The sequence below is a fragment of the Halomonas sp. DP4Y7-1 genome (assembly GCF_019800705.1).
GTDB lineage: Bacteria > Pseudomonadota > Gammaproteobacteria > Pseudomonadales > Halomonadaceae > Halomonas > Halomonas litopenaei_A.
In genome coordinates, this window is record NZ_JAHVKS010000002.1 from 79,649 (window position 1) to 92,959 (window position 13,311).

Below are 13,311 nucleotides of genomic sequence, written 5' to 3' on the forward strand. Positions count from 1 at the left end.
TTCTACCGAGCATGGCAGGCGCTGGCACCCACCCACGCCCTTCACCGGGCAACTGCGGGTTTATCTTGTGGAGTCAGCCGCTTATAATGCCGCCCCAACGCCCTCTTAGCTCAGCAGGATAGAGCAGCCGCCTCCTAAGCGGCAGGTCGCAGGTTCGAATCCTGCAGAGGGCGCCATTTCAGGGTCCTCATCCCTCCCTGGGATTTCCGCCCTCTCTGGCGCTTGACGAGTCGCATTCCCCCTTCACCAGCCAGGCAAGCGTCCTTTTGACGCCCGTTTTTTCGCCTATCGGCTGAGGCATCTCTTTCCAGTCCAATTCCCCATGCCTTCCGGGAGTTCACTCTTCCCGCCAATTCATTGCGGAAACCCTTGAAGCGCGGAATATAGCGCATTGGCCCGCGGTATTTACTCGATGATAGGCTTGTCCACTATACGACGCTCGCCACGCGCCGAATTATGGTGGAATGAAAGGAAGATCCATACATTTTGATCGGTGGTGCTGCGGGCAAAGCGACGAAACACCACCTTGACCATTGCCACCGTCACAACCAAAGCGATTATCGAGATCGTCAGGCGAAATACTGTCTGCAGCAGATCTTCACGGCAGCAAGGATCGCTGATCCGGCGTCAGGAAAAGCCACTGAGCACTAGGGAAGGTACCGAGACGGGCCATGACAAATATTCAGAAGAAGATACTAGAAGCCGTCGGCGTGTTAAGCAGAAATCGACTGCGCTTATCCACCTTTTCTCAGAATCATATATTTGACGTAACAGAAGGGCTGGACATAATAAAAGTTCCAAGCTTTATATGCACAAGAGACAAAGAATGCCTGGTGCTAGCCGAATCCTGGTTCCGAGAGAGAGGGCTATACCTCTCATGGGGAACCATAGGAGGCACTGTTATTTTAGGCTTCTTCTTATATATCGCACTCGTATTACCTTGGACGGTGGAGAGAGACCTGGGCATCATGGACGCTCTGATTCTTCCCCTGATGGGATGTTTGGGCTTCTTATTTTCCTTTCCTCTGGTATTTGCAGCAAAAGGCGAGTTAAAGAATCAAGGTCTCCAGTACGCCGTATTCAATCAGCGTACTAAAAATATTCATTATGTCAGTGACGTAGATTTTAACACCAGAACGTGTCGCTGGGATGAATGCACCTTCTGCCTTGCCTATTCGGCAGGAGGCATCGAAGGCAACTACTATGAACTGAAGGGTTATCTGCTTGATCAAGAGGGTAGTGTCAGAGATAGCTTCTCATTCGATGACTACTACTATATGCCATCAAACTCAGCCACTTCTCGCCAGGCAATGATTGATGACCTGACGGCCAGATTCGAATACGTACGCCGCTTCATGGAAGAGGGAGCCGAAGCGAAAGAGCCGGTTAGAGGGGGACTGGATTTGACACCTACTCTCTCCGAAGCCGCGCATCGGTTCCAGCCCAGGTCCACACCCTCCGACGGCAAGGTGGCTCACGTCATCTATTCGCTAGTGCGGGTCGTATTTCTGGTTCCCTTCAGCGTGCAAGTCGTTGGCCATTACTTTTTCTGCCGCTATTGCCGCCTGCCAACGTGGCCGCAGAGTGTGATTGACGAGTGCGGCGAGGACATTTTTCCCAAACGGTAGTGCTGCCCCATTTCAGGCTAGGGCCCAGCAGCACCACCCAGTATCGGTGCCTACATACGTTCACATTTATGTGACATGACCATGCCGAAAATACTAGATCTACGCCGCACATAAGATCGGCTTCCTACCCATCAACCCCGCCATACGGCGGGGTTGATCCGTTTCGGGCCCTATCAAAAGCGCTGCCCTAGGCGTCCATGAGTAACAAGCTCTCCTGGCTCACCAGCGCCCAGTTGCCACCATCCCCCCCTCACCCGTCCGCCACCCTGGCGCGCTGTCGACACCCCGCCCCGCCTGCGCGCTAAACCTGTCGGTTTTTATGCACTCATGCACAAGCCCCCATATCGCGCCACTACTGGGCTTCACTGGAGGTAGAGGGTCCGCAAGAATCATGCGAAATCATGCGGTTCCATGCAGAAAATACTGGGCGTTGTGGCTGCGTCAGTGGCGAGGAAGGTGAATCTGTGCCAAGTTCGCAACAGTATGGTCTCACACAAGCCTGACTGGTCCCGAGGCTGCTTACGACCCAAAGCGGCCCTGCTGGCAAAGGCAGCATGCTCGTTTATTGGTTTTATATAGCTACGTCAAATAAAATACACCGAAAAATCAATGAGTTGATGTGGCGGCATAAGAAAGTGGAACGCGCGCGCTCGTTCAAGTCAATAAACGAGCGGGCTGTCTAATACCTGTTAGGCCGCAGATGAGCCAAGGTGCAGAATGAATGACTCGAATGAACTAGTAATGATCGTTCGTGAACAGGTAAGTGGGTGGCTTACATCGCTTGTTGCTTGGTCTGAGGAAAGCAACATCTTGCTGCCAATCTTGCTATCAGTCGTGGCGGCAGTTGTGTTTTGGTTGGTGTTTTCATACCTGCCAGAACAAAATCGTCGAAAAAAGTTACGACCGATAGTAGAGATTTCGCTTTTTGACGCGTACAAACAGCTTTTTTTACTATTCGACCTAGTAATGCGTCATGGCTCGCACAGTCAGTCATTTTTCCAATCACAAATTCGCGCTGGCAAGCTTTCTGAAGATGACATCAAGCTAGGGCTTCAAAACAAGTGCCTGAACGAGTCTTACCTGCATGATCCGCATGTAAAGAATGCGCTTCTCGTTGTAGGGGAAGAAATCCTAGACCGGACATTAGATATTGACGAGCTTGCGAACAAGGTGCTCAGCTTTCATACATACGCCACTGCTGAAGAACTTGTTTTACTTGAAAAAATTCGAGAAAAGATTCGTGTTTATGACTTTGGTGAGCGCCACGTGAAGCGAACGTGTGTCACCATCATCAACGGGAGAGTGCTTCGTCCTATAGACCCATCTATAAGCTATCGCTATAAAAACTTCTTCGAGCTCTATCAGCTTTTCTGCCAATTGCAGAAGCTGGTTTTAAATCATAGTCCATTAGATCGGGATCGCTTTCTCTACAAAATGCAATCGCTTTACTACTCCGGCCAGTACCACACTTGCTCTAAGCTGGTTAGATCTGAAGGAAAGCGGTTCGAGAAGGGAACAACGCTCTATAATAGCTACTTAGCTTTGAGTGAGCGTGGGCGAGGCAGGATGAAATCCTTTTACAAAATTATCGAGGACACATATAAACACAGACCCTACGGTGGATCGTTGGTTTCCTCGAGAAGCATTTTTAGGGATCTCCTTTGTGACAAAAAATTGATTGAGATCCTTGCGCAGTTTCATTCCTCAGCTGAACTTTCTGCTTTGAGGGAATCTGTGCAGCAAGATCAGGAAGATAAGGAAGCGTTCATGGCTGCAAATCAAGCGTTGGCTAAACACTTTAGACGGCAAGTGGCTAATGAAAGTACGGCCTAACAAGCCGCTCAATTTCGTTCCCGGCCTGACGACCGTCCACCGGACGCCCTTGTCAGGGCGCCGCTTAGCTCAGCGTTATACCTTCGGAGGTTTTAATGATAAAAGTAGATAATGGGAAGATATTTTTCATCGAAAACCATCTTTTTGATCCTGTCATTGAAAAATTTGATGGAATATTGGATCGATACAGAAGGTATGAGGTCGAACTGTTCATACATATTGTCAGTGATCCTTCTTGCCGTTATGAGAGCGGGGTTGGGTCTAATCGAACCCTCAGAGAAATAGCAGGTCTTGATGCTAAGGATCGCTTCAAAAGGATATTGGTTAATAAAGTGGTTAATGCAAACCCGAAAGGGTTTTATGCAAATAAAGTAAAGAAAGACAAAGCTCTACCGGATGAGATAAGGTCGGTTAGTTTTGCATATTGTCACCAGGACGAGGTCAGTAATCACTTTTCTGCTAGAAATTCAGAATACGGATTTGTTTTTTTTCATGATTTCTTACAACGATTAGGGATGCTACCAGTAAGATACATCAATGAAGAGGATGAGGAGTCCATCCGTCGTCTCGTTTTCAATGAGGCCTATTTGTTGGAGGCGTATGGCAGGTCCTATGATATGCGGTGGGAAAACGAGTGGCGGATTAATCGTGACCTTTTTTTTGATTTTGAGGATGTGGCCTTCATTGTAGTGCCTGACGATGAATATTCCGAATTCATCGACTTTACTATAAAGGAAGATTTAGAATATCTCGTTATTCCATCGTCAGTTTTTAATGACCCTCTTCAGTTCTTTTTGACTGCACATACAATGGAACACCACGCTTGGAACCAAATAGCTCTGTACGGGGAATGGAAAGTGGATTTTGAGATGTTTCCTGAGTTTACTGACGAAGAAAGAGGCGAATTTATGGCGCGTTGTGGAGAGCATGTGGCTTGTCTAGCTAAAGCCGAAATCCAAGATGTATATGAGAGACGGTTCGTATCAAGGTTTATGAGCTTTGCATCAAGTTTGAAAGAGGATTTTCTCAGAAAAACATCCTTTAACGAACTCAAAACCGTTTCCGCTAACGCTGGGGAGCCTTACAAGACTCATAGAGACCTGATGATGCATTGCTACACAGAGCGATTGGACGTACAGCGAAAAAATATTGACCTTTGATTCTAAGTGTAACAATCGGCTGCACCGCGACCGATTTTTCGCCGCACCACGGCTCTAACTCGGCGCGTGAGCTGGGCGTTAATATCAGCAAAGTATCAACGACCGCTTTTGGCCGGACTCGGAAATTTAAGATACGCTGATGGAAAGATCGGCAGCTCATGGCCCAAAATGCATAAAAGTGGGTGCCCTTTTCTTCTTGCCTTGAATGTAGACAAGACCAATCGCAATGGTATCGATATGGATCGCAACCAGCACGTAAAAGAGTACCTGACCTACTACACTTCTTTCCCTCATCCTCCGCGGTACGCCGTTCTTCTGAATGGTCCATGGGGAATCGGTAAGACACATTTATTGAAGGAATTCCTTGGCGAACTCCCCTCCAAGGGAATCAGGTATATTTACCTCAGCCTTTATGGTCTTACAACCCTTGACGAGATCGATGACGTGCTGTTCCGAGCGATGTATCCGGTTTTCGATAATAAAAGTGTAAAAATAACAGGGCGCGCGGTAAAGGCGCTGGGAAAATATTTAAACATCAGTGTCGATTTAAAAGCCAAGGAGCTTCTAGATAGGGCCAATGCAGAAATCTTCGTCTTCGACGACTTGGAGCGGTGCAACATTCCAGTCAACAGGGTGCTCGGCTACATCAACGAGTTCGTAGAGCACGAGGGCCGAAAAGTACTTATAATCTGTAATGAGAGGGAAATCAAAGACAAGGATGATTACACTCGAGTACGTGAAAAGTTGATCGGCAAAACCCTCGAAATTCAGTCGGCCTTAGAGCAGGCTCTCAGTGCCTTCTTGGCGTTGGCGAAAGATGATCAATCTAGAGAGTTCATGGCTTCACAGATAGATGAAGTATCAATCATTTACCACCAATCAGAACTTCACAATCTGAGAGTGCTTCAGCAGACAATTTGGGACTTTGAGCGATTCTACACTGCTTTAGAAGACAAGCATCGAAATAATAATCATGCGATGACAGCTCTTCTAAGGATGCTCTTCGCACTATCTTTCGAAATAAAGACAGGTCGATTAACGGCTAGAGATCTACTCGATAGACAGACTGCACTACTCATGTCCCACATGCCCTCGGCTAAAGAAAAAGGTTCGGAATCGTTACTCGTAGCTGCTCAGCAGCGTTACCCAGAAGCTAGGCTAGATGATACAGTACTTTCTGATGAGACCCTTACGGATCTACTAATAAAAGGCGTTGTTGACAAAGGCGCGATCCGTACAGACCTGGATGCAAGCACATTTTTTGTCAGTGCTGACGATGAGCCCGCCTGGAGGACTGTTTGGTATGCCTTTGAACGAACGGAAGAAGAATTCGATACGGCATTTTACGAAATGGAGAGGGCATTCGATAATCGTGAGTACGAATCCCTCGGTGAGATTCTTCACGTTTTCGGACTTCGTCTATGGCTAGCAAAAATCGGTGCCATCTCTTGCACTCTTAAGGAAGTCATAGAGCAGGGTATGCGCTACATTGACGATCTCTACGCGGAAGGGCGACTACAGCCGCTTTCACCCGGCGAGGATGCGCATTACTTGAGACCCAGTAGCCATGGAGGGCTGGGATTTCATGAGAGTAAAACTGCAGAATATAAAGAGCTCTTCACATACCTCCAGGAAAAACGGGATAAAGCCGCAAGCGATCGATATCCAATTCTTGCAGAAGATATCCTGAAGGAGATGTCTACATCTCCAGAGTTATTTTTTCATCGAGTAAATTTGATTAGTGGAGAGAATAGTGGACTTTACAACGTCCCGGTACTAGCTGAACTTGATCCTAAAAAATTTGTTGCTGCTCTACTAGATATCCATCCAGCACAGCAATGCAATATCCTGATGGCGCTGAAAGCAAGATACGAAAGAAAGACTCTTGATAGGGAACTGGTCACAGAGAGGCCATGGGCTAGCGAGGTTCGCAGTCTCCTTCTTGACGCTTGTAAAGAAATGTCTCCCATCTCAAGATATAGAATTCATCGATGTGTCATGCATTCATTAGATGATGTGCTCGGGATAAAAAACCAAGGCCAAGAAGACTAAGGATGTAAAACAGACAACAAGGTCTCTGAGCATAGGTGGAAACAGTAGAAGAGCAACACTTGGGGAAAATAGGCACTGATGCCTCCAGTGCCTGTGCTAAGGTCAGAATCCGGTCGAGGGAATCGTAGAATTCGCTAATCTACAGTACGTTAATATGGCGCCTCATCAGGAAGGTGAAATATGCCTTCAATTTTTCATCGCTTAGTGACTCCCAAAATAACTCTAAGCTCTGCGCTATATCAGCCTCTTCTGAAAGACCGCTTCTGGCCGAAAGTGGACCGGGGGGGGCGTGCACTTCGCTGCGAAGGCATGGATCCACAGCCTTATGTTGAGGGGAGGATGGTATAGAAAATGGTATAATAAAAATCTCAATAACCTATAAAAATCATACAGAACAGTGAGTTACTTTGTTTTATCGAATCCTGCAGAGGACGCCATCAACGTATTCCACGCCATCACCTACTTCTTGAACACACAGCATCACTTCACGGCCCACGCTCACTTCTGTTCCCCCTATGACGTGCTGATGTTTCGCCAACCAAGCCATTCACACTGCGCGGACTATTGTGCTCTGGGCTGTCATACGGCATTCGAGGTATCTATGCGGTGTCGGAGACAGCGAGCTTGAGGTCTTACCGCTTTCATGGCGCAACATTGTGCGGAGGTGTATTGAATCGTCTTGGGTCACTTCCTGCTACGGCGCGCATTGCCCCCAGCTTCAACCCTCTGTTTTCATATGAAAGCGCTCTCGATAGACCCCAGGGCTAAGTCCTACGCGTTGGCGAAACAGCCTCGTAAATGAGCTCACGTCGCTATAGCCAACTTGAACCACAATTTCCTCAACACTATGGGAGCTGCTGTCGAGGAGCGCGCGGGCTGTTTCCAGTCGCAACTCCTGCAGGTAGACCAGCGGTGTCTGGTTCATGACGGCGCGAAAGCGCCTGATCAGCGTTCTATCGCTGACAGCAAGTGCTTTGGCAAGATCCGTCATCCGCACACGTTTCGACATATGGCGTTGCAGCCACTGCTGAGCCCGGCTTACCAGAGCATCTGAGTGCTGCTTCCTCGCCAGCAAGGGGAGGTAGGGAATCTGGCTCACCTGACTCACATCTATCAGCATGGTCTTCGCACATTGCGATGCGAGAACAGGTCCGGCACAGCGCTCGATAACACGTATCGTCTGAATCAAGTACGACGCTGAGGCGCCTGCGCACATCAGGCGATCATCTTCCGTCACTACGGACTGAAGCCGAAGGTCCACCTCTGGGAACCTCTCACGAAACTGGCGCTCAAGCCACCATGTGGTAGTGGCCACTCGCTCATTCAGCAGGCCTGTTTGTGCAAGAACAAACGTACCGGTGCAATTGGCTGCCACCCAGGCCCCTGCTTTCCATTGCTGCAACAGCCACTCACTTGCCCCCGCTTGCTGTGCGAGGAAGTGATCAAACTCACGCGAACCGCCATAAAAAACGCTAGGCACGAACACCAGATCATAATGCTGCCGTGTGTCCAGCGGATGCGTTTGCAAAGGAAGGCCATTGCTCGCGGTGACGGGGCCTCCCGCGGCTGAGACAAAGTCCCAGTGAAAGTAAGCCGACACCGGCGCCTGAGCGAGACGCAGATGGGAATTTGCCACATTCAGGATGTCGGCAAAGCCCGCCGCAGTCGATGCATAGCACTGATCAAGAGTGAGAATGGCTGCGTGGGGCATAGGATGTCGTAAATCGCATACTTTATGTCATTTTACACACTGTATGTGGATGCCATAGGCCTGTCCAATGTCGATGACCACCGTCGTATCCCATCTACCGGAACAGGACCCTTCCTCATGGAGCGAAGCGAAGCCATTCAGTGCAGTGTCCAAGACAGCATCATGCACATACGTATTGACCGGCCTGAAAAACGCAATGCGATCACCATGCCGATGTTCACTTCACTTACCGCAGCCCTGAAGGATGCCGAACAACGGGATGATGTGCTCTGCATTGTGGTAACAGGCAATGGTGAGAGCTTCTGCGCAGGTCATGACCTGAAAGCCTTCGAGGAGTGGCCCCAACAGCCCGAAGACCCGGTGCCATGTTTTTTGCATGCCATCGCCAACGTGCGCAAGCCGCTAGTCATCGCTGCGCATGGCTCTGCTGCGGGAATAGGCGTCACCTGGCTTCTTCATGCTGACTGGGTCGTCACAAGCGCTGAAACGACGTTCAAGCTACCCTTTGTCGCCCTGGGCATCGCTCCCGAGGCGGCAAGCTCTATGCTGCTTCAGCGCGCCATAGGGCTTCCGCGTGCCAAGCGTTTGATCTTCGGTGGAGAGGCCTTCACGGGTGAACAGGCATATCAGTGGGGGCTCGTCGCAGAGCTATCGCCGCCTGAAGAGCTTCAAGAACGGGCATTTGAGCGCGCAAGAGACTTCGCATCAAAGGACCCCATCATACTTCGGCGCATAAAGGACTGGTTGCATCCCGGCGATGAGTATCACCAGCGCATTGACCAGGAAGTGGAAGAAATCAATGCGGCGGTGGTTCGCAGGACGGCATCCAAAGAGCATTAGGGAGTCAGACACGCAACATTGAGGCGAACAATCCCCTCCCCTGGGCTGTCTCTTCGATATGGGGAGAACCCGGGGCCAAGGATGAAAGGGACACCTGGCAGTCAATCGAGCGGGACTACCGTCGAGATAACTCCCGCACTACGTCCAAGCAAACGATAAAGGCGCGCCCCTAGGCACGCCTTTCACTGCGATTCTTCTACGGCTTCAGTTGATCAATGCTTCGCGCAAATCAGCCTTCGCAGCTTTCGCCCAACCAGCGGCCTTCCTGATGAATGGTGACTTGCTGGCCGTTATCCATGTCGATCACGCTGGCGAAGTGCTCGTCGCTGTGGAGGGTGATGTCCGCATCGAAGCTGGTGCTGCGTGCACCGGCGGTGCATGAGGCCTGGGCGTCGATGGAGTTGCCGTCACGGTCGATGGTGATGCCCTCACAGCCAGATTCGGTCCAGTCCTTGCGCATGGTGGCGGCCAGGTCATCGGACTCTTCTGCAGTCATGCACTGGGTAGTGGTTCTTTCTTCGGTCATCTCGGCGGGCAGCTGTGCGCCTTCCATGCTCTGAGTGATCTCCCACTGGCCCGGCTTGAGATCTGCAGCCAGGGCGGTGGATGATACGGCAACGAGCAGTGTCGCAAGCAGAAGGTGACGTGACATGGATCCATCCTGTCGATAAGTGAAGCTCAGTATCCTATCAACGCCAAGGACACACTGCATAACTTACGGCGCTCGACATCTCGACTGCTAGGGGAGCTCAAGATCCTTGTTTTACCGCATGTAAACTCCGGTCTTTCCGCTCCGGAAGCGATCGACCTGTCATCGCTCGAAACATGTATTCAGCGTTTCCCTAATACACTGTGAACACCGTGTTCGGCAGATCACACTGCTAGCTCGACCGCGCCTTCTCTGGGCCTTCTCAGGGGCTGCTCAGGGCCTGCTCAGGGGCTGCTCAGGGCCTGCTCAGGGCCTGCTCAGGGCCTGCTCAGGGCCTGCTTATGCCAGGCTGACGGCGGCGGCACCTGCTGGAGAGATGACGTGACTCAGCATGGAGGCCACCTTGGCGGTGTGGGACTGCGCCATGCGTGTCGCGGTTTCCTCGACGTAGGCTCCCATCTCGTGCGGGTCCAGCGCACGCTGCACCATTCCCAGGTACTCGGCCTGATCGGCACCATAGTCACGGTTGCCCAGGGCTACCTGGCCGACGCCGTAGTCACGGCCGAAGGCGCCGAGATAGATCGATGCCAATGAATCGCGCGCGTCACTCTGTTGGAGACCCGCCATGGCGGTTTCCATCGGCATGAAGCGGGCTTTGCCTCGGGCGGCGATACAACTGTCACAGGCCATGGCCAGCTCGTGACCACCGTAACGGGCAATCCCTTCTACCCGGGCGATGGTCACCTGGGGCAGTTGACCAATACGGGTCAACAGTGCCTTGAAGTCCTGATAGGCGTATTCATTGCGGACGTTGAACTTTCCATCCAGCTGCTGGCAGCTGCTGCCACCAATCTGGGCGTTGAAAATATCGGGATGACGCGACTGAAACACCACGACGCTGATAGTGACGTCCAGTTCCAGCTGCTGTACCACTGTGGTCAACTCTTCCAGTGCCAGCTCACTGGAGTGTTCGGTGGGCGCGTCGCTGAAGCTGATCCAGGCGATGGCGTCGTCGATCTGAACATCTAGGGTGGCAAGCTTCTGGTAGCGCATGGGGTGTCTCCGCTGGCATGGTCGCTTGGCGATGTTGGCTTAGCGATACTGTTCTGTTGTCGTCGTTGTCTAAGCCAACTTAGCGCGCCGTTGGTCCAAGCAGAATAGCTACTTTCCGCTTTCAGAATTTAGGTTTTCTATATAATGCCAGAGCACTTGATGTAAACGCTTGAAGCCGCGCGATAATACCCTCCCCTCATCTTTCAGGAGTCAGCGCATGGATACCGACGGCTTGCGCCTGTTTGTCCTGGCGGCGGAAACACTGAATATCAGCGCCGCCGGACGTCAGCTGGGAATCGCCCCCGCCGTAGCCAGTGCTCGACTGTCGAAGCTGGAAACCCAGGTGGGGGCCGACCTGCTGCATCGCTCGACCCGCAAGGTCTCGCTCTCACCGGAAGGCGCCACCTTTCTGCCTTTTGCCAGGGAAATGCTGGCCCAGGCAGATGCCGGGCTTGCGGTGCTTGGCAAGGACAGCGAAGACGTGGTCGGCCGGCTGCGTTTTGCCGCATCCAGCACCTTCGCCCAGCAGTACATTGCTCCTATCCTCCCGGAGTTTCTGGAACGTTATCCGGGCATCAGCGTCGATCTCCGGCTCTCCGATACCCAGATGAACCTGATCGAGGGCGGTTATGACCTGGCCCTGCGCAACTATCCCATCGAGGACAGCAGTCTCAAGGCGCGCAAGCTGGCCGACGATCGCCGTATTCTGTGCGCCTCCCCCGGTTATCTGGAGCGCTACGGGGTGCCCACATCCCCCCAGCAACTGGCCGAACATAGCCTATTGGTGTTCCAGGACGGGGCGCCCCGCGCGCTGGCCAAGCATGGCGTCAGAACCCCTCACACCTTTCCCCCCGCCGGGATCAAGCCGCGGGTGTACTGCGATGACGGCGCCAGCATGAGATACGCCGCGGTGGCGGGAGTCGGCATCACCATGCATGCGCTCTGGAGCGTTCGCCACAACCTCGACCAGGGCAACCTCATTCGCGTGCTGCCGGACTACGAAGTGGACGATCGATCGGCAATCTGGCTGGTCTACCCAAAGTCCAGCGTGGTCACGGCCAAGGTCCGGGTGTTTATCGATTTTCTGCTGGAGAAGATCGGCGACCCGCCAGTCTGGGAGCGCTAAAAACGGCGCGGGCTATGTCGTCACGGGCCAGCTTCGCGAAATGGAAGAAACTGATTCCGGCCTCATGGCGTTTTTCTGCCGTGGCGATTCGGACATCCTGAGCAGCAACTCAACCCCTGACTCAGGAGTCGCACCATGTCCGCAACTACTCTCTCTGCCAGCACCCTCTCCACCAGCACCCTCTCCACCAGCACCATGCACGCCATGGTCCTCAACAGCTACGGCCCCGACGCACCCTTTGAGCCGGCGACCCTGCCGCGCCCCACGGTGACACCGGGTCACGTGCTGGTGCGCGTCAGCGCCACCAGCGTCAACACCATCGACACCATGATCCGGCAGCTCGGCCAGGAAGAGCTGCCCATCGCGCCGGCCCTTCCTGCCGTGCTCGGCATGGACTTCGCCGGTACCGTGGTCGAGGTCGGCGAAGGCGTCACCGACGTTGCACCGGGGGATGAGGTCTACGGCTGCGCTGGCGGCCTGGGTGATCTGCAAGGCACCCTTGCGGACTACATGCTGGCAGATGCTCGGCTGATTGCCCGCAAGCCTGATCGCCTGTCCATGCGCCAGGCAGCAGCACTGCCGTTGGTGGCGATCACTGCCTACGAGGGTCTGACGCGGTCAGGCGCAGGTAACGGCCACAAGGTGCTGGTCCATGGCGGCGCCGGTGGCGTTGGGCATGTGGCAGTGCAACTGGCCAAGCACTTCGGCTGCGAGGTCTTCGCCACCGGGTCTGGCGCCGCCCAGCTGGCCCAGATCGAGGCCTTCGGCGCGACCGCCATCGACTTCAAGGAACAGTCCGTCGAGGACTACGTGCATCGTTACACCGACGGCGCCGGTTTCGATGTCATCTTCGACACCGTCGGGGGGAGCAACCTGCTCAACTCTTTCAATGCCGTAGCGCTGAATGGTCAGGTGACCACTACCCTGTCTCTGGCAGAACTGGACATGTCGGCGGCACACTTCAAGGGCGCATCGCTGCACGTGATCTTCATGCTGATTCCGATGATTCACAATGTCGGCCGCGAGGTTCATGGCACGATCCTGGCGCGCCTGGCAGAGATCATCGATGCCGGTGCACTGACCCCATTGGTCGATGACCACCGCTTTGGCCTTGGCGATGTCGGCCAGGCGTATGCTCATCTCACCTCCGGCAAGGCCGTGGGCAAGGTGGTGGTAGAGCTGGACGCCGAAAGCGACGCCTGATCGCCTCGCCAGGCGCCCCGGCCATCCATGCCTGGGCCACCGCGCGATCATTGCGT

10 protein-coding genes and 1 tRNA gene are annotated in these 13,311 nt (G+C 52.9%); 8 read left to right on the plus strand and 3 right to left on the minus strand.

Annotation, left to right across the window (positions count from 1 at the left end; translation table 11 throughout):
* Positions 1-99: 99 nt before the first annotated feature.
* From KUV72_RS03945 to KUV72_RS03965, 5 genes are all read left to right on the plus strand, one after another.
* Positions 100-176: transfer RNA gene (locus KUV72_RS03945), tRNA-Arg, on the plus strand.
* Between the two features lie 495 nt (positions 177-671).
* Positions 672-1,628, plus strand: coding sequence for a hypothetical protein (locus tag KUV72_RS03950; RefSeq protein ID WP_222237516.1), 957 nt, complete (start codon positions 672-674; stop codon positions 1,626-1,628).
* A gap of 741 nt (positions 1,629-2,369) precedes the next feature.
* Entirely contained in the window at positions 2,370-3,461 is a 1,092-nt protein-coding gene (locus KUV72_RS03955; protein ID WP_222237517.1) for a hypothetical protein, read from the plus strand.
* 95 nt (positions 3,462-3,556) lie between these two features.
* Entirely contained in the window at positions 3,557-4,621 is a 1,065-nt protein-coding gene (locus KUV72_RS03960; protein ID WP_222237518.1) for a hypothetical protein, read from the plus strand.
* Between the two features lie 237 nt (positions 4,622-4,858).
* On the plus strand, positions 4,859-6,673 hold the full coding sequence (locus tag KUV72_RS03965; RefSeq protein WP_222237519.1) for a P-loop NTPase fold protein: 1,815 nt from the start codon (positions 4,859-4,861) through the stop codon (positions 6,671-6,673).
* 718 nt (positions 6,674-7,391) lie between these two features.
* Here the strand turns inward: KUV72_RS03965 and KUV72_RS03970 are convergent.
* Complete coding sequence (locus tag KUV72_RS03970; protein WP_222237520.1) at positions 7,392-8,384, minus strand: GlxA family transcriptional regulator; 993 nt, start codon at positions 8,382-8,384, stop codon at positions 7,392-7,394.
* A gap of 117 nt (positions 8,385-8,501) precedes the next feature.
* Between KUV72_RS03970 and KUV72_RS03975 the strand changes: the two genes are divergently transcribed.
* Positions 8,502-9,224, plus strand: coding sequence for an enoyl-CoA hydratase/isomerase family protein (locus KUV72_RS03975; protein WP_222237521.1), 723 nt, complete (start codon positions 8,502-8,504; stop codon positions 9,222-9,224).
* Between the two features lie 229 nt (positions 9,225-9,453).
* Here KUV72_RS03975 and KUV72_RS03980 read toward each other — a convergent pair whose 3' ends face one another.
* Entirely contained in the window at positions 9,454-9,876 is a 423-nt protein-coding gene (locus tag KUV72_RS03980) for a DUF3617 domain-containing protein (protein WP_222237522.1), read from the minus strand.
* A 336-nt stretch (positions 9,877-10,212) separates the two neighbouring features.
* Entirely contained in the window at positions 10,213-10,926 is a 714-nt protein-coding gene (locus KUV72_RS03985; protein WP_222237523.1) for an enoyl-CoA hydratase/isomerase family protein, read from the minus strand.
* A 217-nt stretch (positions 10,927-11,143) separates the two neighbouring features.
* On the opposite strand from KUV72_RS03985, the gene KUV72_RS03990 reads away from it, so the two are divergent.
* Together KUV72_RS03990 and KUV72_RS03995 are read left to right on the plus strand one after the other, a co-directional pair.
* A complete protein-coding gene (locus KUV72_RS03990) occupies positions 11,144-12,052 on the plus strand; it encodes a LysR family transcriptional regulator (RefSeq protein WP_222237524.1) in 909 nt (302 codons plus the stop codon).
* A 135-nt stretch (positions 12,053-12,187) separates the two neighbouring features.
* Complete coding sequence (locus tag KUV72_RS03995) at positions 12,188-13,255, plus strand: zinc-dependent alcohol dehydrogenase family protein (protein WP_261317345.1); 1,068 nt, start codon at positions 12,188-12,190, stop codon at positions 13,253-13,255.
* Positions 13,256-13,311: the final 56 nt, after the last annotated feature.